Consider the following 23992-nt stretch of genomic DNA (forward strand, 5'->3'; position numbering starts at 1 on the left):
ATGAGAGCAACACGGATAAGCGGGCCACTTTCAAGATCAAATGATGCATGAGCCTCCTCAGCGCTCAAGCGCTCAATAACCTCATCAGCATCTGGAACTCCGCGCAGGTCATATTGAGATAACAGTAAGCCGCTATCCGGTTCCAATAGCCGCACTTGCGGCTGACCATCAATAGAGACAAAGACAGAACGTAACGCTTCATGACGGGCAAACAAAGTATCCAACGCCTTTTGCCACGCCATAATATCCAACTGTCCACACAAACGCAGGGCCATCGGGATATGATACGTTTCACTGACGCCCTCAAGTTGTGCCAGAAACCACAAGCGCTGTTGAGCAAATGACAACGGTAATTCCCCTTCACGGGATATCGGCAGAATGGATGGCAGGATAGTGTCCGGTTGCCCTATTCGGGCCTGCATGACCTCAGCAAACGCCTTTAACGAAGGAGATTTAAACAGGGTGGTCAGCGACAATTCTCCGCCTAAAGCGGCTACCCTGTTCATCACTCGCATCGCCAGTAACGAGTGACCGCCCAAGGCAAAGAAATTGTCATACCGGCTGATCTGTTCAATCCCCAGGACTTCTCGCCAAATCGCTGCCAAGGCTATTTCCGTTTCCCCTTGCGGCGCTTCGTAAACTTGACGAGCAACGGAGCTACTGTCCGGTGCCGGTAACCCTCGACGATCCAGCTTACCATTCGGCAGTAACGGGAATGCATCCAGCCGCACAAAAGCCGTTGGCACCATATAATCAGGCAAAACAGCACTCAGGCGAGCACGCAAGCTGTTCACCAGCTCATCATCCTCTTCCGCCACCACATAGGCCACCAGCCGTCTCTCCTGCCCGTCACCCTGCGTCAATACCACAGATCCACTCACTGCCGGGTGTTCCGTCAACCGGGCCTCAATTTCCCCCGGCTCAATACGGAAGCCGCGGATCTTAACTTGCTGATCGTTACGGCCCAAGAATTCCAGATTGCCGTCCGGCAGATAGCGGGCCAAATCCCCGGTGCGGTACATGCGGGCATCCGGGGTATCACTGAATGGATCAATAAGGAAACGTTCGACGGTCAATTCAGGACGGTTTAGATAGCCACGCGCAACACCAGCGCCACCAATATATATTTCGCCAATACTGCCTAATGGAACAGGCCGGCCGTATCTGTCCAACAAGTAAATGCCGGTATGACTAACCGGCCGACCTATAGAACACGCATCTTCCGGGGATAAGATCGCCTGACAGGTCGCAATTACGGTATTTTCCGTCGGGCCATAAGTGTTTAACAATCTCGGACAAGGCATTGCCTGCGCAAACCACGCCTGAATGGCGCTCTTCTTCACCATCTCGCCGCCGATAATGATTAACCTGAGGCAACTTGGTAGCAATAACGCCCGGTCTCTGGCCGCCAGCTCAGACCAAAATTGGGTTGGCAGAGACATCACCGTAATTTGATTCTGTCGGGCTAAGGTAATAAATGCCGACACAGAAGCCAGCCAACTATCATCACGAATCACCAACGTAGCGCCATTGCATAATGACGAAAACAGCTCTTCGACGGATGCATCGAAAGCAAAAGAGGAAAATTGCAGCATTCGGTCTTGTTCAGTGACGGCATAGGTCTGATTAAAACCGAAATAACGTTGATAAATCGCCTGATGCTCCACCATTACACCTTTCGGCGTGCCAGTAGAGCCAGAAGTATAGATAACATACGCCAAATGTTGTGGCGTCAGTGCAATCCCCTGCGGATTGCTGTCTGGCTGGTCAGGCTGAATATTCGGATCTAATACCGTTAACCCGACCAATACCTCTTCGCCCAGAGCTGCCTGCCCAATCTTATCCGCCAACACCACTGACGAGGCAACATCATTCAGGATATGCGCCAAACGCTCCCCAGGATAAGTTGGGTCCAACGGCACATAGGCCCCACCGGCTTTCAGCACCGCTAACAACCCGACTATCATTGCTGGTGAACGTGTTACACAAATCGCTACCCGCTGGTCCGGTATAACTCCCAGTGTAATCAGTTTGTGGGCAAGACGGTTAGCTCTGCTATTGAGTTCAGCATAGCTAAAGATTTGCTCTTGATACTCTAACGCCGTGGCCTCCGGGGTTTTCTCCACCTGTTGTTCAAACAACTGATGAATACATAATGTCTCAGGATATATGGTTTCAGTGGTATTCCACATTTCCAGCAACAGCTTTCGCTCTACTTCAGGCAAAATATTCAATGCCCGCACCGGGGTCTCTGGCGCCTGTTCCAATGCTTCCAACAGGCTTTCCAGCGCTTGCTGCATATAACCGCATATGCGATCTGGGTCAAATGGCTGGACAATTTGAGCAGTCAGCCCCAGAGCATCGCCAAAATCCTCCACTGACAGGGTAAACGGATAGTTAGTCCGCTCCTGTCCACCTAAGAATTCAATGCCCTTCATTACTTCATCCGGCGCCACCAGAGATAGGTTATGCCGGTAGTTTAATAATGCGTTGAAGAGTGGCGTACCACTAGTAACACTACTGCAACGCTGCGCCAGCGCCAGTGACGCATGTTCATGGGCCAATAATCCGGCCAATCGGGTATGGGCGGCCTGAACACTGTCTCGTACCGAGGTCCCATCAATATCCAACCGCAACGGCAAGGTATTAATGAACAGCCCCATGCCGCTGTCGGCTCCATCTCCTGCCGCCATGCGCCCAAACAGCACCGTGCCGAACACCACTTGCTCCTGCCCGCTGGTACACGACAGCACCTGCGCCCAAGCCAGATGACACAACGCCGCCAGACTGACGCCCAAATGTCTCGCCTGATAACGTAAACGGTTATTTAGCTCGGTTGACAACATCCGGTGCGATTCTGTCACCTGCGAACCATCACGATGTACTTCCGTCAAACCAAACGGCAAGGTCGGCTCATCTACCTCGACTAACATGTCAGTAAAGAAACGGGTGTGTTCTTCCTGACTGACACCTAACCGGGCCTGTGCCACCAGATTACGGAAAGGTGTCGGCGCTGGCAGGCTCTCCTCCTGTCCATCCAGATAAGCTTGTACTTCACGGTTCATTACGTCCAGTGTGGTATGGTCGCCAATCAAATGATGCAACAATTGCTGTACAATCCAGCGACCATCAGCCTCTTGCGCCACCACAAACCGCAACAACGGCGCTTCACCCAGGTCAAGACGGTGATGACGGGGGTCAAAACGTTGCGTTAACTGATCACAAACCCGTCCATCAGCCGGATTCAAGGTCAGCTCTATCACTGACAAAGTAGCTTGACGCCAAACCACCTGAACCGGTACAGACAACTCTCGCCAGATAAAGGCAGTACGCAGGATATCATGACGATCAACCACCTGTTGTACCGCTACCAAATAACGGTCTAGCAAAGAGCGATCAGTAAAGGCCACCTGACTGACCACCAAATAGGGATCGCCTTCGTTTGCCAATAAGTGATGGAACAAAATACCATCCTGCAACGGTGATAGGGCATAGATATCCTGAATATTGTCCATCCCGCCCGGCACTTGCTTGACGATACAGTCAATGTCAGCCTGGGTAAGATCTACCAACGGCAACATCCCCGGAGTGAGCGCCGCCGTCGCTGGCGTAATGACATTCGGAGGAATCACCACAGCCCGATATTGCCCTAACGTTTGGGCCAAGTCAGACAACACCGGCGACTGGAACAGATCACGCACTGCCAGTGTCAGCCCCAAGTGACGCAGACGTTCAATCATCCGCACCGCAAGCAGGGAATGACCACCTAATGCAAAGAAGCTATCGTATCGGCTAATCTGTTCTATGTTCAGCAACTCGCACCAGATAGCCGCCAAGGCGATTTCCGTTTCCCCTTGTGGCGCTGCATAAACCTGACGGGCAACGGCGCCACTATCTGGTGCCGGTAGTGCCCGACGATCCAGCTTACCATTCGGCGTTAACGGGAAAGCATCCAGCCGCACAAAGGCTGACGGCACCATGTAGTCAGGCAACATTTTACTCAGGTGAGTACGCAAACTATTCACCAACCCGTCATCCACTGGCGCTACAACATAGGCAACCAGCCGTTTGTCCTGACCATCCCCCAGCGCCAACACAGTCGCCTCACGCACCGCCGGGTGCTCTATCAGACGTGTCTCAATTTCCCCCAGTTCAATACGGAAACCACGGATTTTAACCTGCTGGTCGTTGCGGCCCAGGAATTCCAGATTGCCATCCGGCAGGTAGCGAGCTAAATCCCCGGTACGGTACATACGAGCGCCCGGTTGATCACTAAACGGATCAATTAGGAAACGTTCTGCCGTCAGCTCTGGGCGATTCAGATAACCCCGTGCTACTCCAGCCCCCCCAACATACAATTCACCTGTTACCCCCAACGGCACCAGCTGACCGTATTTATCCAACAGATAAAGGGTTAAATCTGGAATACGCGTACCAATAGGGCTGGTCGTCTGTTCCACATCATGAAGGTTGAGTTCCCGATAAGTCACATGAACCGTCGTCTCCGTGATACCGTACATATTCACTAACTGCGGTGACGTCTCTCCACGCAGGCGATACCACGGTCGTAACATCCCCGGTTCAAGAGCTTCTCCGCCAAAGATGATATAACGTAAGCAGTCCGGTAATGGATTGGCGACATAACTGGCAATAAAGGCTTTGAACGCGCTCGGCGTCTGATTCAATACGGTGATACCGTGCTGACATACGAATTGATGCAGCTCTTGAGGGGATCGAGCGATCGCGTGCGGCACCAGCACCAGTTTAGCGCCATAGCGTAACGCCCCCCATAATTCCCATACCGAGAAGTCAAACGCGATGGAATGGAACAGGCACCAAACATCTTGTCGGTTAAAGCGATACCAGGATTCAGTCGCCTCAAACAAACGCTGGATATTACGATGCTCGACCATTACCCCCTTCGGCGTCCCTGTCGAACCCGAGGTGTAAATGATATAGGCCAGATGCTGTGCGGTTAATGTCGGTACCTGTGGGTTACCCTCCGGCTGATCAGGCAAAATATTAGGGTCGAGTACAGTCAGGGTAGCCAGCATTTTCTCGCCCAACGTACTACGTCCGGTATCATCCGCCAGCAAAATAACCGGAGCGGCATCAGTCAGAATATGTGCCAGACGCTCACCGGTATAGACCGGGTCCAGCGGCACATAGGCGCCACCGGCTTTCAGTATTGCCAATACCCCCACTATCATTGCCGGTGAACGTGACACGCAAATCGCCACTCGCTGATCGGGCACGACGCCCAGTGCGATAAGCTGATGGGCCAACCGGTTAGCGCGGGTATTTAATTCGGCATAACTGAGAGCTTGATCTTCATGCACTAATGCTATCGCATCAGGAGTTTGCTCTACCTGTTGTTCAAACAACTGATGAATACACAATGCCTCAGGATACGCGGTTTCCGTGGCGTTCCAGGTTTTTAACAGCAACGTACGCTCCGTTTCCGGCAGAATTTTCAATTGACGTACCGGAGTTTTCGAGGCCTGTTCCAATGCTTCTACCAGACTCTCCAGTGCTTGCTGCATATAGCCACATATCCGTTCTGGCTCCAACGGCTGGACAACCTGAGCAGTCAATCCCAGTGATTCACCAAAATCCTCCACCGACAGCACTAACGGGTAGTTAGTTCTCTCCTGTCCACCAAGAAACTCAACACCGTCTATCTGTCCATCTGACGTTGCCGATAAGGCATTATGTCGATAGTTCAGCAAGCTGCTAAAGAGCGGGATCTCGCCCTGTACACCACTGCAACGCTGGGACAGCGCCAGTGAAGCATGTTCATGTTCTAATAATCCGGCTAGTCGGGTATGGGCAGCCTGCACACTGTCCCGTACCGACGTATCATCGATGTCCAGCCGTAACGGCAAGGTATTGATAAATAACCCCATGCCATTGTCGGTACCTTCTCCTGCCGCCATACGCCCAAACAGCACCGTGCCGAACACCACTTGCTCCTGATCGCTGGTATGCGACAACACCTGTGCCCAGGCCAAATGACACAACGCCGCCAGACTGACGCCCAAACGACGAGCCTGACCGCGCAAACGGTCATTCAGTTCAGGCGCCAGCATCCGGTGGAATTCCACTACTTGCGAACCATCACGATGCACTTCCGCCAAACCAAACGGCAACGTTGGTTCATCTACCTCCGCCAACATTTCGCTAAAGAAGCGGATATGTTCCGTCTGACTGACACCCAACCGAGCCTGTGCGACCAAATTGCGGAAAGGTGTCGGCACAGGCAGGTTATCCTCCTGTCCGTCCAGATAAACCTGAACTTCACGGTTCATCACGTCCAATGTGGTATGGTCGCCAATCAGATGATGCAGCAATTGCAGTACCATCCAACGACCATCATCCTCTTCCTGCGCCGCCACAAACCGCAACAACGGCGCTTGATTCAGATCAAGACGATAATGACGCGGATTAAAACGTTGAGTCAGTTGTTCACAAATTGGCCCATCCGCCGGGTCCAGCGTCAATTCAGTAACCGATAAAGGCGCCTGACGCCAGACCACCTGAACCGGCACAGATAATCCTTGCCAGATAAAGGCGGTACGCAGGATATCGTGGCGTTCAACCACCTGTTGCACTGCCGCTAAATAACGATCTAGCAAAGCACGATCAGCAAAAGCCATCTGACCGACCACCAAATAGGGATCACCTTCGTTTGCCAACAAGTGATGGAACAAAATACCGTCCTGCAACGGTGACAAGGCATAAATATCCTGAATATTAGTCATCCCGCCCGGCACTTGCCCGATGATACAGTCAATGTCAGCCTGGACCAGATCTACCAGCGGCAACATTCCCGGAGTGAGTGTCGTCGTCGCTGGCGTAATGACATTCGGCGGCACCACCACAGCCCGGTGCTGTCCCAACGTTTGCGCCAGTTCAGACAACACCGGAGACTGGAACAGATCACGTACCGCCAGTGTCAGCCCCAGATGACGCAAACGTTCAATCATCCGTACCGCTAGCAGAGAATGACCACCCAGTGCGAAGAAGCTATCGTGACGACTGACCTGTTCAATATCTAACAACTCACACCAAATGGCCGCTAATGCAATTTCCGTTTCCCCTTGCGGCGCTGCATAAACCTGACGGGCAAAAGCTTCACCGTCCGGTGTCGGCAAGGCTCGACGATCCAATTTACCGTTCGGCGTTAGCGGAAACGCATCCAGACGCACAAAGGCCGTTGGCACCATATAATCCGGTAAAATAGAGCTTAGGTAAGTACGCAGGCTATTCGCCAGACCTTCATCCTCTGGCGCTACGACATAGGCAACCAGCCGTTTTCCCTGCCCTTCGCCCAACGCCAACACCACCGATTCACTCACCGCCGGGTGTTCTACCAATCGGGCCTCAATTTCCCCCGGCTCAATGCGGAAACCACGGATTTTAACCTGCTGGTCGTTACGGCCCAGGAATTCCATGCAGCCATCCGGCAGGTAGCGAGCTAAATCCCCGGTACGGTACATACGAGCGCCCGGTTGATCACTAAACGGATCAATCAAGAAACGTTCCGCCGTCAGTTCAGGGCGATTCAGATAACCCCGCGCTACTCCGGCTCCTCCAACATACAATTCACCTGTCACCCCTAACGGCACTGGCTGACCGTATTTATCCAACAGATAAAGGGTTAAATCTGGAATACGCGTACCAATAGGACTGGTTATCTGTTCCACGTCATGCGGATTCAGCTCCCGATAAGTCACATGAACCGTCGTCTCCGTGATACCGTACATATTCACCAACCTTGGTGATGTCTCTTCACGCAGGCGATACCACGGTCGTAACATCCCCGGATCGAGGGCTTCTCCCCCAAAGATGATATAACGCAACTGGTCCGGCAATGGGTTATCAACATAGCTGGCAATAAAGGCTTTGAACGCGCTCGGCGTCTGATTCAATACGGTGATACCGTGCCGGCACACGAATTGATGCAGCTCTTGAGAGGAGCGAGCGATCGCGTGCGGCACCAGCACCAATTTAGCGCCATAGCGTAACGCTCCCCATAATTCCCATACCGAGAAATCAAACGCGATGGAATGGAACAGGCACCAAACATCTTGTCGGTTAAAGCGATACCAGGATTCAGTCGCCTCAAATAAACGCTGGATATTACGATGCTCGACCATTACCCCCTTCGGCGTCCCTGTCGAACCCGAGGTGTAAATGATATAGGCCAGATGCTGTGCGGTTAATGTCGGTACCTGTGGGTTACCCTCCGGCTGATCAGGCAAAATATTAGGGTCGAGTACAGTCAGGGTAGCCAGTATTTTTTCATCCAGCGCACTACGTCCGGTATCATCCGCCAGCAAAATAACCAGAGCGGCATCAGTCAAAATATGTGCCAGACGCTCACCGGTATAGACCGGGTCCAGCGGCACATAGGCGCCACCGGCTTTCAGTATTGCCAATACCCCCACTACCATTGCCAGCGAACGTGACACGCAAATCGCCACTGGCTGATCGGGTACGACGCCCAGTGCGATAAGCTGATGGGCCAACCGGTTAGCGCGAATATTTAATTCGGCATAACTGAGAGTTTGATCTTCATATACTAATGCTATCGCGTCAGGGGTTTGTTCTACCTGTTGTTCAAACAATTGATGAATACATAATTGATCAGGATAGGCGGTTTCCGTCGCGTTCCAAGTTTCCAGTAACAGTTTACGCTCCGCCGGAGACAAGATATCAATTTCTCCGATTAGCTGTTGAGGGTTAGTCACCATCGCGTACAGCACCGCGTGCAGATATTCCACCTGCCGCGCCATCGTCGATGGATCAAACAGGGCGGTGGCATAATTCAACGCCCCAACAATCCTGCCCTCCTCTTCTGACAAGCCCAGTTCAAGATCAAACTTGACAATATCAACGGCTTGATCGACCGATGAAACTGCCAGCTTCGGCAGTTTCCAGTCCGTGCTCTCATTGTTCTGCCAGGCAAATATCACCTGGAACAATGGGGTATGCGCCAATCTGCGCGGCGGTTGCACGATTTCCACCACCTGTTCAAATGGTAAATCTTGATGCTCCTGTGCCGCCAATGCGGTTTGCCGGACTTTCGTCAGCAACTCAGTCACGGTCAGCTCACCCGATAAATCTATCCTCAATGCCAGCGTATTGACAAAGAAGCCAATCAACGGCTCTACTTCCTGACGACTGCGGCCTGCGCTCGGGGTGCCAATCACCACCTCTTCCTGACCTGACAAACGTGACAGAACCACCGACCAGGCTGACAACAGCGTCATAAATAAGGTGACGCCCTGCTGTTCACTCAGACGTTTCAGGGCTGCCGTTAATTCCACATCCAAATCAATCAGCACGGTTTGCCCGGCAAACGACTGTTCCGGCGGACGGGGCCGGTCAGTAGGCAAATCCAGCAAAACTGGCGCGTCAATCAACATCCCGCGCCAATAGTCAGACTGAACCTGAATACGCTCAGCCGACAGCCACTGACGCTGCCAGGCGGCGTAATCCGGGTATTGAATCGCCAACGGCGGCAACGGATCTGATCGCCCTTCCATAAATGCCGTATAGAGCGTGTTCAGTTCCTGTATCAGCACATTGGCAGACCAACCATCAGAAATAATGTGATGCAAAGTCAGCAAAAACTGATATTCGTCATCAGTGAGCCGGATGAGAGCAGCCCGGATAAGTGGGCCACTTTCAAGGTCAAATGACGCGTGGGCTTCCTCCACGCTCAGACACTCAAGAACAACATCAGCATCTGGTATCCCGCGCAGGTCATATTGAGACAACAGTAAGCCGCTATTTGGCGCCAACAACCGCACTTGCGGTTGACCATCAACAGAAACAAAGATAGAGCGTAACGCTTCATGACGGGCAAATAAGGTATCCAGCGCCTTCTGCCAGGCCATGATATCCAATTGACCACACAAGCGCAGGGCCATTGGGATATGATAAGTCTCACTGACGCCCTCAAGCTGCGCCAGGAACCACAAGCGCTGTTGAGCAAATGATAACGGTAATTCTCCTTCACGGGATATCGGTACGATGGCTGGCAGGATAGTATCCGGTTGCTCCTGCCGGGCCTGCATGACCTCAGCAAATGCTTTTAACGAAGGAGATTTAAACAGGGTGGTTAATGGCAGTTCAATACCCAAAGCGGCTACCCGGTTCATCACCCGCACCGCCAGCAACGAATGGCCCCCCAGAGCAAAGAAATTGTCATACCGGCTGATCTGCTCAATCCCCAGGACTTCACGCCAAATCGCCGCCAGCGCCATTTCCGTTTCTCCCTGAGGCGCTTCGTAAATCTGACGAGCAACGGCGTCATTGTCCGGCGCTGGTAACGCTTGCCGATCCAGCTTACCGTTCGGCGTCAATGGCAATACATCCAGACGCACAAAGACCGCCGGTACCATGTAATCAGGCAATTGAATGCTCAGATGTTCGCGTAGACTGTTAATCAACCCTTCGTGAGCTTCTGCCGCCACATAAGCCACCAGCCGTTTCTCCTGCCCGTCACCTTGCGCCAATACCACCGATTCACTCACCGCCGGGTGTTCCACCAATCGGGTCTCAATTTCCCCCGGTTCAATGCGGAAACCGCGAATTTTAACCTGCTGATCGTTACGGCCCAAGAATTCCAGATTGCCGTCCGGCAAATAACGGGCTAAATCTCCGGTGCGATACATCCGGGCATCCGGCACACCACTAAACGGATCAATCAGGAACCGTTCCGCCGTCAAGTCTGGGCGATTGAAGTAGCCACGCGCCACTCCCGCGCCGCCGATATAAATCTCCCCCACCACGCCCAATGGCACCGGTTGACCACACTCGTCCAGCAAGTAAAGACTGGTGTTGGCTATCGGACGGCCGATACTTTCAATAATCCGTTCACCCCGCTGTATCGGCAACCAAGCAGAATAGGTTGTTGTTTCAGAAGGTCCATAAAGATTACATAACTGCTGTATTTGCGTTTTTTCGAAAATCTGTTCAATTAAGGCGCCTTTAAGCGGTTCCCCTGCCAGATTGACAGTATGAACCGACGCCATCAGCGCCTGAGCCTGCAATAACGGTTTCATTGCCGACGGGACTGAGTTGATTAAGGTCACCGGCAGGGCATGCTGCATTAATGACAGAGCATCATCCACCAGATAAATCGCCGCCCCACGAGACAACGGCATAAAACATTCAAAAATGGACAGGTCAAAATTCATTGACGTTGAGAAAAGTACTTTACGAATCTCTTCCGTCTCAAAAGCCTGCTGAGTCCAATGCAAGAAGTTAACCGTATTCCGGTGCTCAATCATCACCCCTTTAGGCGTTCCCGTAGAACCGGAGGTGTAAATCACATAGGCCAGATGACGAGAAGTCAGCCCAGGTATCTGTGGATTACTATCCGGTTGATCAGGCAAGTCATTCGGGTCCAGTACCGTTAATCCAGCCAGCGCTTCCTCGCTTAGTGCAACCCTGCCAGCCTTATCCGCCAGCACAACCGCCGGAGCAGCATCGGTCAGAATATGTGTCAAACGCCCACCAGGATAAGTCGGGTCTAGCGGCACATAAGCCCCGCCCGCTTTCATCACCGCCAGCAATCCCACTACCATTGCCGGTGAACGTGACACACAAATCGCCACCCGTTGATCCGGTTTTATCCCTAATGTAATAAGCTGATGGGCCAACCGGTTAGCATGAGCATTTAATTCAGCATAACTGAGAGTCTGCCCTTCACACACTAAGGCCTCCGCCTCTGGAGTTTTCGCTGCCTGTTGTTCAAACAATTGATGAACACATAACGCCTCAGGATAGGCGGTTACCGTGGCATTCCAGGTTTCTAGTAACAACCTACGCTCTGCCGGAGACAAAATATCAATTTCTCCGACCGGCTGTTGCGGGTTAGCCGCCATCGCTTGCAACACCGTATGCAGATATCCCACCTGCCGTTCCATTGTCGATGGCTCGAACAGAGCCGTGGCATAACTCAACGCACCAACAATCCCGCCTTCCTCTTCTAACAGGTTAAGCTCAAGATCAAACTTGACAACATCAACGGCTTGATCGACCGGTGACACCGCCAGCCCTGGTAATCCCCATTCCGTACTTTCATTGTTCTGCCAGGCAAACATCACCTGGAATAACGGGGTATGCGCCAGTCGGCGCGGTGGTTGCACGATTTCCACCACTTGTTCAAACGGTAAATCTTGATGCTCTTGGGCCGCCAATGCAGTTTGCCGAACTCGCGCCAGTAATTCCGTCACGGTCAGTTCACCCGATAAATCTATGCGCAACGCCAGCGTATTGACAAAGAAGCCAATCAACGACTCAACTTCCCGACGACTACGACCTGCACTTGGGGTGCCAATCACCACATCGTCCTGACCTGACAGGCGCGACAGGACTATCGCCCAAGCTGACAACAGCGTCATAAATAAGGTGACGCCCTGCTGTTCACTCAGGCGTTTAAGGGCGGTCGTTAACGCCACATCCAGGTTAACTGGCACGGCCTGTCCGGCAAACAACTGTTCCGGCGGACGAGGCCTATCAGTGGGCAAATCCAACAGAACCGGTGCATCAGTCAACATTGAACGCCAATAGTCAGATTGAGCCTGAATACGTTCAGCCGACAGCCACTGACGCTGCCAAGCAGCGTAATCCGGGTATTGAATCGCCAACGGCGGCAACGGATCAGATTGCCCGTCCATAAACGCCGTATAGAGCGTGTTCAGTTCCTGTACCAGCACATTGGCAGACCAACCATCGGAAATAATGTGATGTTGGGTCAGCAAAAATTGATATTCGTCATCGGTAATCCGGATAAGACAGGCGCGGATAAGCGGACCACTGTCAAGATCAAATGACGCATGGGCTTCCTCCACGCTCAAGCATTCAAGCACCCCATCCGCATCGGGAACCCCACGCAGATCATATTGAGATAACAGTAAGCCGCTATCTGGCGCCAACAGCCGCACTTGTGGCTGACCCTCTACAGAGACAAAGACAGAACGTAACGCTTCATGACGAGCAAATAAGGTATCCAGCGCCTTTTGCCAGGCCATGATATCCAACTCGCCACACAAGCGCAGGGCCATCGGAATATGATAAGTTTCACTGACTCCCTCAAGCTGCGCCAGGAACCACAAGCGTTGTTGAGCAAATGACAACGGTAATTCCCCTTCACGGGATATCGGCACAATGGCTGGCAGGATAGTATCCGGTTGCCCCTGCCGGGCCTGCATGGCCTCAGCAAACGCCCTTAACGAAGGAGATTTAAACTGGGCGGTTAGCGGCAATTCAATACCCAAAGCAGCTACCCGGTTCATCACCCGCACCGCCAGCAACGAATGGCCCCCCAGAGCAAAGAAATTGTCATACCGGCTGATCTGTTCAACGCCCAGAACTTCACGCCAAATCGCCGCCAGAGCTATTTCCATTTCTCCCTGAGGCGCTTCATAAACCTGACGGGTAATCGCTTCATTGTCCGGCGCCGGTAGCGCTTGACGATTCAATTTACCGTTCGGCGTTAACGGAAACGCATCCAGACGCACAAAAGCTGACGGCACCATATAATCCGGCAACATGGCGCTCAGGTAGGTATGCAGACTATTTACCAGCCCCTCATGGGCTTCCGCCGCCACATAGGCCACCAGCCGTTTTTCCTGCCCTTCCCCCTGTGCCAATACCACAGACTCACTCACTGCCGGGTGTTCCGACAACCGGGATTCAATTTCACCCGGTTCAATGCGGAAGCCACGGATTTTAATCTGTTGGTCGTTACGGCCCAAGAATTCCAGATTGCCGTCCGGCAAATAACGGGCTAAATCCCCGGTGCGGTACATGCGGGCATCAGGCTTATCACTAAACGGATCAATCAGGAATCGTTCCGCCGTTAAGTCAGAGCGATTAAAGTAGCCACGCGCCACTCCCGCGCCGCCGATATAAATTTCCCCTACGACACCCAACGGTGCTGGTTGACCATATTCATTCAGTAAGTAAAGGCGGGTGTTAGCTATCGGACGACCGATACTTTCAATGATCCTGTCACCTCGCTGTATCGGCAACCAGGCAGAATAGGTTGTCGTTTCAGAAGGTCCATAGAGATTACACAACCGCTGTATTTGCGTGTCTGCGAAAATCTGTTCAATTAAGGCGCCTTTAAGCGGTTCTCCCGCCAGATTGACCGTATGAACCGACGCCATCAGCGCCCGAGCCTGCAATAACGGTTTCATCGCAGATGGAACTGAGTTGATCAAAGTCACCGGCAGGGCGTGCTGCATCAATGACAGGGCATCTTCAACCAGATAAATCGCCGCCCCACGAGACAACGGCATAAAACATTCAAAAACAGACAGATCGAAATTCATCGATGTTGAGAAAAGCACCTCGCGGATCTCTTCCGTCTCAAAGGCCTGCTGAGCCCAATGCAGGAAGTTAACCGTATTCCGGTGCTCAATCATTACCCCTTTGGGTACTCCCGTGGAGCCGGAAGTGTAAATCACATACGCCAAATGCAGAGAAGTCAGCTCAGGTACCTGCGGATTACTATCCGGCTGATCAGGCAAAATATTCGGGTCCAGTACCGTGAGTCCAGCCAGCGCTTCCTCACCCAGTGCAGACCAACCGGCCTTATCCGCCAGCACCACGGCCGGAGCCGCATCAGTCAGAATATGCGCCAAACGCGCGCCAGGATAAGCTGGGTCTAACGGCACATAAGCCCCACCCGCTTTCATCACTGACAGCAATCCCACCACCATTGCCGGTGAACGTGTCACACAAATCGCCACCCGTTGGTCAGGTACGACGCCCAGTGCGATAAGTTGATGGGCCAGACGGTTGGCACGGGCATTTAATTCGGCATAACTGAGGGTTTGCTCTTGATACACTAACGCTGTCGCGTCCGGGGTTTGCTCCACCTGTTGTTCAAATAACTGATGAATGCACAACTGGTCAGGATAGGCAACTTCCGTGGCGTTCCAAGTTGTTAACAACAAGGTACGCTCCGCTTCCGGTAGAATTTCCAACTGTCGTACCGGCATTTCTGGGGCCTGTTCCAGCGCTGTCACCAAGCTCTCCAGCGCCTGCTGCATATAACCGCATAGGTTTTCCGGATCAAACGGCTGCACTACCTGAACCGTCAGCCCCAGAGCATCACCAAAATCCTCCACCGATAACATTAATGGATAGTTAGTCCGCTCCTGCGCGCCAAGAAACTCAATACCGTTTATCAAATCATCTGACATTACCGGCAAGGTATTGTGCCGATAGTTCAATAAGCTATTAAACAGGGGGATCTCACCCTGCACACTGCTGCAACGCTGGGCCAGCGCCAGTGACGCGTGTTCATGCGCTAATAATCCGGCCAATCGGGTATGGGCGGTCTGTACACTCTCCCGTACCGGGGTACCATCCATATCCAACCGCAACGGCAAGGTATTGATAAACAGTCCCATACCATTGTCAGCCCCGTCTCCCGCCGCCATACGCCCAAACAGCACCGTACCGAACACCACTTGATCTTGTCCGCTGGTACGTGCCAACACCTGTGCCCAGGCCAAATGACACAAAGCCGCCAGACTCACACTCAAACGTCGGGCCTGACTGCGCAAACGGTTATTTAGCTCAGACGCCAACATCCGGTGAGATTCAGCCACCTGCGTGCCATCACGATGCACTTCTGTTAACCCAAACGGTAACGTGGGTTCATCTACCCCCGCTAACATGTCAGTAAAGAAGCGAGTATGTTCTTCCTGACTCATCCCCAGCCGAGCTTGCGCCACCAGATTACGGAAAGGCGCCGGCGCAGGCAGGTTCTCCTCCTGACCTGTCAGATACGCCTGCACTTCACGGTGCATCACTTCCATCGTTTCATGGTCGCCAATCAGGTGATGCAGCAGTTGCAGCAGGACCCAACGACCATCAGTTTCTTGTGCTACCACAAAACGTAATAACGGGGCTTCCTTCAAGTCAAGGCGATGCCGACGCGGATCAAAACGCTGGGTTAACTGGTCGCGGATCAGACCATCAGCCGAGTTTAGTGTTAGTTCCGTCACCGACAAGGTAGCCTGACGCCAGACTACCTGTGCCGGAATTGACAATCCTTGCCAGATAAAAGCGGTACGCAGAATATCGTGGCGATCAACCACCCACTGAACCGCTGCCAGATAACGATCCAACAGCGCCCGGTCAGCAAAGGCCATCTGACTGATTAATAGATAGGGATCACCTTCATTCTCCAACAAATGGTGGAACAAAATGCCATCCTGCAACGGCGACAGGGCATAGATATCCTGAATATTGGTTACCCCTCCCGGCACCTGCCCGACGATGCAATCAATATCAGCTTGAGTCAAATCAATCAGCGGCAACATTGCCGGCGTCAACTCTGTGGTTGCTGGCGTAATGACGTTAGGCGGCACTATCACTGCCTGATGCTGTCCTAACGTTTGCGCCAGGTCTGACAGCACCGGCGACTGGAACAGATCACGCGCCGTCAGTGTCAATCCCAGGTGACGCAAACGCCCAATCATACGTACAGCAAGCAGCGAATGACCACCCAAGGCAAAAAAGCTGTCATACCGACTTATCTGCTCAACCTCCAGTAATTCACGCCAAATCGCCGCCAGCGCTATTTCTGTTTCCCCCTGAGGCTCGGCATAAACCTGACGGGCAACAATTTCATTGTCCGGCGCCGGTAATGCCCGATGATCCAACTTACCGTTCGGGGTCAACGGAAAAGCATCCAGCCGCACAAAGGCCGTTGGTACCATATAGTCAGGTAAAATAGCGCTCAAGTGAGTATGCAGACTGTCCACCAGACCGTCATCCGCTGATTCCACCACATAGGCCACCAGCCGTTTATTCTGCCCTTCTCCCTGCACCAACACCGCAACTTCACGCACCGTTGGGTGCTCGGCTAACCGGGCCTCAATTTCTTTTGGTTCAATGCGGAAACCACGGATTTTAACCTGTTGATCATTGCGGCCCAGGAATTCCAGATTGCCGTCCGGCAGATAGCGCGCCAAATCCCCGGTGCGGTACATACGGGCGCCCGGGTTATCACTGAACGGATCGACAAGGAAACATTCAGCGGTCAATTCAGGCCGATTAAGATAACCATAAGCCACCCCATCTCCACCCACATAAATCTCGCCGACCACCCCCAACGGCGCCGGCTGACCATAGATATCCAACAAATAAACCCGCGTGTTGGCTATCGGTCGGCCAATTGGGATGTTAGTCGCTCCCGGTGCTATTGCATTGATACGGTATGTGGTCGTAAAGGTGGTGCCTTCACTCGGCCCATAACCATTTAATAGCTGTTGTGGCGGACTGGTGTTCAGTACCTGACCGATGACATGCGGATCAAGGGCATCTCCGCCAACAATCAGGAGCCTGATTTGCGGCAAAACCGGAGACAATTCTGCTGCTAGCTGGTTAAACAATCCGACACTCAACCACAGAACAGTAATTCGCTGAACCTGTAAAACTTGTACAAACTCTAGCGGCGTCAGCAAAGTGGCATGATCAACAACCACTAACGCGCCGCCATTAAGCAACGGCGCCCAAACTTCAAACGTGCTGGCATCGAAAGCCGGGTTAGCGGCAAAAGCCACCCGATCATCTGGTTCGATTTCAGCATAGCCGTTGTTAATAACCAGCCGGACCACTGCACGATGCGGTACCAAGACGCCTTTAGGTATCCCGGTAGAACCGGAAGTGTACATGATATACGCTAACTCAGTGCTGGAACGCGGTAAGTCAAGGTTAAGCCGATCTTCTTCTCGGCCCATATCTGCTTCATCCGAGAGACGAAACAGCGGCACAGCCAGATCCGCCGGAATATCTCCCTGTGTATCAATGAGCAACAATCTGGCGGAGCAATCACCTATTAGCCAGTTTTTCCGCTCATCCGGCACACTAGGATCTATTGGCACGTAAACAGCACCGGCTTTGAGAATCGCCAATTGGGCTATCACCAGTTCCATCGAGCGCCCCAGCAAGAGCGCGACATGATCGCCGGGACATACCCCTTGTTCGATGAGCTGACGAGCTAACCGGTTAGCGCGGGCATTTAATTCAGCATAGCTGAACGTCTGCCCTTCATACACTAATGCTATCGCGTCAGGGGTTTTCTCCGCCTGCTGTTCAAATAACTGATGGATACATAACTGATCAGGATAGACGGTTTCCGTGGCGTTCCAAGTTGTTAGCAACAAGGTACGCTCCGCTTCCGGTAGAATTTCCAATGCCCGAACAGGCATATCCGGGGCTTGCTCAAGGGCCTCCGCCAGACTCTCCAGCGTCTGTTGCATATAGCCGCATACCCGTTCCGACTCAAACGGTTGCACTACCTGAGCTGTCAGTCCCAGTGCATTGCCAAAATCCTCCACCGACAGCACTAACGGGTAGTTGGTTCGCTCTTGTACGCCAAGAAATTCAATACCGGCTATCAACTCATCTGACGTTGCCGATAAGGCATTATGCCGATAATTCAGCAAAGCACTAAAGAGTGGCGTACCGCTGGCAACCCCACTGCAACGCTGAGCCAGCGCCAGTGACGCATGCTCATGCGCTAATAATCCGGCGAGTTGGGTATGAGCAGTCTGTACACTCTCCCGTACCGGGGTTTCATTGATACCCAACCGCAACGGCAAGGTATTAATAAACAGCCCCATACCATTGTCGGCGCCATCCGCTGCCTGCATACGCCCAAACAGCACGGTGCCAAACACCACTTGTTCCTGACCACTGGTACGCGACAACACCTGTGCCCAGGCCAAATGACACAACGCCGCCAGACTGACACCTAAACGCCGAGCCTGACTGCGCAGACGCGCATTCAACTCAGGCGCCAACATCCGGTGGGATTCCGTCACCTGTAAGCCGTCGCGGTGCACCTCTGTCAGGCCGAATGGCAGCGTCGGTTCATCCACCTCTGCCAGCATTTCGCTAAAGAAGCGGGTATGTTCCTCCTGACTCACCCCCAACTGAGCTTGCGCCACCAAATTGCGGAAAGGTACCGGGTCAGGCAAGCTCTCTTCCTGACCCGTTAGGTATGTCTGTACTTCGCGGTGCATCACCTCCATTGTTTCATGATCGCCAATCAGGTGATGCAGCAATTGCAGCAAGATCCAACGGCCATCGGTTTCCTGCGCCACGACAAAACGCAATAACGGCGCTTCGCTCAGGTCGAGACGATGCTGACGTGGATCAAAGTGCCGGATTAGCTGGTCACTGACTGGGCCATCAACCGGATTTAATGTCAATTCAGTCACCGACAAGGTGGCCTGACGCCAGACCACCTGCGCCGGGACTGACAATCCTTGCCAAATAAAAGCGGTACGCAGAATATCGTGTCGATCAACCACCCGTTGAACCGCCGCCAGATAACGATCCAACAGAACCCGATCAGCAAAAGCCATCTGCCCCGTCAACAGATACGGGTCACCTTCGTTTGCCAGTAAATGGTGGAACAAAATACCATCCTGCAACGGTGACAGGGCATAAATATCCTGAATATTAGCGATCCCACCCGGCACCTGCCCGACGATGCGGTCAATGTCAGCCTGAGTTAAATCAATCAGCGGCAACATCGCCGACGTCAGAGCCGTAGTTGTCGGCGTAATGACGTTAGGCGGGACTATCACAGCCTGATGCTGTCCCAATGTTTGGGCCAAGTCTGACAACACCGGCGATTGGAACATATCACGCGCCGTCAATGTCAATCCCAGGTGACGCAGGCGTTCAACCACCCGTATCGCGAGTAGCGAATGACCACCCAGAGCAAAAAAGCTGTCATACCGGCTGATCTGCTCAACCCCCAGTAATTCACGCCAAATCGCCGCCAGCGCTATTTCTGTTTCTCCCTGAGGCGCGGCGTAAACTTGACGGGCAAAGGCTTCACCATCCGGTGCCGGTAGCGCACGACGATCCAATTTACCATTCGGCGTCAATGGAAAAGCATCCAGCCGCACAAAGGCTGACGGTACCATGTAGTCAGGCAAAATAGCTTGCAGATGATCACGCAGGCTGTTCACCAGCCCGTCACAAGCTTCCGCCGCCACATAGGCCGCCAGCCGTTTCTCCTGACCATCTCCCCATGCTAACACCGCCGCTTCACGCACCGTTGGATGCTCTGCCAATCGGGCCTCAATTTCTCCTAACTCAACGCGGAAGCCGCGGATTTTAACCTGCTGATCGTTTCGGCCCAGGAATTCCAGATTACCGTCCGGCAAATAACGCGCCAAATCCCCGGTGCGGTATAGACGAGCATCCGGGTTATCACTGAACGGATCAACAAGGAAACGTTCGGCGGTCAATTCAGGCCGATTAAGGTAACCACAGGCCACCCCATCTCCACCCACATAAATCTCTCCGACTCCCCCTAACGGTACCGGCTGACCATAGGCATCCAACAGATAAACCCGTGTGTTGGCTACCGGTCGGCCAATCGGGATGTTGGTCGCTCCCGGCGCTACCGCATTGATTCGGTATGTTGCCGTAAAGGTGGTGCCTTCACTTGGCCCATAACCATTTAATAGCTGTTGTGGCGGACTGGTGTTCAGTACCTGGTCGATAACATGGGGATCAAGAGCATCTCCGCCGACAATCAGCAACTTTATCTGCGGCAAAACCGGAGACAATTCTGCTGCCAGCCGGTTAAACAATCCGACACTCAACCACAGAACGGTTATTTGCTGAACCTGTAAAGTCTGTACAAACGCCTGCGGCGTCAGCAAAGTAGCGTGATCAATAACCACTAACGCGCCGCCATTAAGCAACGGCGCCCAAACTTCAAACGTGCTGGCATCAAAAGCCGGATTAGCGGCAAAAGCCACCCGATCATCCGGCCCGATTTCAGCATAGCCATTATTGATAACCAACCGGACCACCGCACGATGCGGCACCAATACCCCTTTGGGTGTCCCGGTAGAACCGGAGGTGTACATAATATACGCTAATTCGGTGCTAGAACGCGGTAAGTCAAGGTTAAGGCGCTCTTCCTCGCGACCTATGTCTGTCTCATCCGAGAGACGAAGCAGCGGCACAGCCAGGTTAGCCGGAATATCCGCCTGTGTATCGGTAAGCAACAATCTGGCGGAACAATCACTTATTAGCCAGTTTTTCCGCTCATCCGGCACACTGGGATCAATCGGCACGTAAACGGCACCGGCTTTGAGAATCGCCAATTGGGCGACAACCAGTTCCATCGAGCGCACTAGCAGAAACGCAACATGATCACCGGGACACACCCCTTGTTCGATGAGCTGACGAGCTAACCGATTGGCGCGGGTATTCAGTTCCATATAACTGAAGATTTTATCTCCCGCTATCAGTGCCGTTGCCTCTGGTTTTTTCTCTACTTGCTGTTCAAACAACTGATGGATACATAACGCCTCAGGATAGACGGTTTCCGTGGCGTTCCAAGTTTCCAATAACAACTTGCGTTCAGACTCAGGTAACAAATTAAGCTGTCCAATGGGGATTTCATCACTCATCCTTTTTGATGATGCCAGCACCTGCAAATGCTCACTCATCCGCAGAATAACTTCCGGACTCAAGCGATTTTCATCATAGATCCAGCGAAAACCGCCCTGCGCGTTCATTTGGAACGTCAGCAATTCGCCAGAGGCCGTCTGATCACACGATTTGTCATCCTGTATCACAGAAACGGCGATCTGCCACGGCTGGCTTGTTCTTAATTCCGGGATAGCCCGCAGTGAAGGAGAGCGGGAGAGAAGATCTCGACTAAATGTGCGGTGCCGTGCCAATCGAGCAAGTTCATCATCAATCCAATCAGCTACTACAAACCACGGCTTATCAAACGCCACCTCAATAACCATCGGCACCACCGATGACAACCCAGTCAATATATCTGGTTTATCGTTTGCTTCATCCACACACCAACCGATTTGCAGTTCAGTCTGCTGAGTCAAACGTGCAAGATAGATAACGAATACCTGCAACAACGCCTGTAATGGATCTTCTCCAGCGTTTTTTAGCAATGGAGGCTGCCAGGGACTCATTCCCCATCGGGGTTCTGCCTGTTTCCCAATCATTTCAAAAGGCAACTGGAGGGGTTGTAACGAGGCAAGACGCTTATACCAAAATGGTTCACTGGACGCGAGTGTTTGCAGGGTATCTTTTACATTCTGCGCTTGTTGTGAGGAGAGTAAAGGAAGCTGTTTGCCCGGCCTAAGTTCCGATATATCGGCAAGCTCTTTGGCAGACAGCAAATCACCTTCAAGGGTGGCGAATCCCCCGATCCGCACATCCTCACTGCCGGTCGTCACCTGCCAGGCATCCTCTTCCACACTAATCAACGTACCGGGTATCCCCGCAGAGCATGTGTTCAACCGCTGAAGCCAGGAAATTTGTACCGGGCCCTGCCTCAGTAACAGTTTCGGGCAACCCAATGGATTTAAATAATTTTCCCCAAAATCTAATGCCCGCACTAAAGCTGACAGGACCTCTCCCGACTGCTCCCAACACAAATATCCTCCCCAATCGGGGCGGCGTGACTGAGCATAAAAACTCCGTTGCGAGAGATCTTGAGGATAAGTCACCAAGGCGTCGCGCCCCAGATTTTTCAGTAGTTCAACAAATCCTTTCTGAGCCGCTTGGTAACATTTCAGATTCAACGAGAAAGCGTTATCTTGTTCTTCAATCAATACCGGCCATTGCACAGCAATATCGCCGGCATCTACATCGCCTTCAATGCAGTGCCAAGAAATAGCGTAATGAGTTTCTCGGGCTAGCAACGCCCAAGAAGTCGCATGACTGCCCGCATAACGTGGTAGTGGGCTATCGTGATAATTAAAAGCCCCGCCACGAATTTGTTTAATGAGCGCCCCTGGCAGGATGATTGGGTTGACGATTGAAAAAAGCCAATCGACAGGCTGTGACGTGATTTGTTCTTGTAATGCCTCAACCGAGTTCACACAAACAATCCCTTGCTGGGCAGCCCACGTTTGTAGAACATTATCAGTAGGTAGCACTGCTTGTATGGTATGCCCAGCCGCCAGAATTTGCTCGGCGCAAAACACCGCAAGGGTTGTTCCCCCTACCACAACACATTCTCGTGGTGGAATCGATGTATCATACGTATTATGAGTTATATTTTCACATGACATCTGAGAGAGAGCTTCGTCTTTAAGAACATTTCCCGCTGTAGCAATGTTACCTTTCATTTATTACCTCAACGAATCTGTTAGAAATTTGAAAACTGTCATACCAGACAGCCATCACCAATATTTCTTTCTTACTTCTTGCCCCCAAGAAATAAAAACGGACATATCCGAAATCAATTCAAAATATTAATACACCTTGCCATCGCTCGATTAATAACGGCCAATTAGTCATTTTTTATGCTAATTACAAAAATAACCGAACAAATAGAAACCCTATTCTTAATCCTACAATGACATTATTATATTCAATACCATAAAGAAACATTACAAATTACAACTAATATCACCAAATATTATTTCACAATAATAAAGTAATGTGACATGTATAATAGTTAACGCAATAAAATATTGATTGTAACGAGATGTATTCCAATTAGAGCGTTTTGTGATGTTATTTTTCTGACGTCCCGCGATATTTACCAACACATGGTGCAAATTAGGATAAAGCTTAATATTATTCAATTACATACTCCTCCCAACATATACATTTACTGCCTATCCAAGAGGTCTATTTTTTTGCTATTCTTTGCCATAAACGAAGCGAATCACCCTTCACATACTGCGTGTATACGCCGGATTTTCCGCACTGTCCTTATTTACTGTTCATTTACAATAACAGTCAGCAACAATTACCCCTAATAGGTAGAATTTTAATTATCACGAGCATTTAAAATAAACCGAATATATTCTAAAGCAAGATCATGAAATTAAGGAAAATTAAACCAACCTATATCACCATCAAAAAACACATTACCATGTTCACACCTTCAATTATCTTCTCATAATTATCTATTGCAATAAATATCCCCAAC

At 51.8% G+C, this 23992-nt stretch carries 1 protein-coding gene (cut by a window edge); it reads right to left on the bottom strand.

The genetic code is table 11. The features are described 5' to 3' along the window. Window positions 1-23180 carry the 5' portion of a non-ribosomal peptide synthase/polyketide synthase gene (locus tag TI10_RS23245; protein WP_053093480.1) on the bottom strand. 13237 nt of this gene lie to the left of the window's left edge, so only the first 23180 of its 36417 coding nucleotides appear in the window; it begins with the start codon at window positions 23178-23180; the stop codon falls past the left edge of the window. Between the last annotated feature and the right edge of the window lie 812 nt (window positions 23181-23992).

It is taken from the genome of Photorhabdus luminescens subsp. luminescens, from assembly GCF_001083805.1.
Lineage (GTDB): Bacteria > Pseudomonadota > Gammaproteobacteria > Enterobacterales > Enterobacteriaceae > Photorhabdus > Photorhabdus luminescens.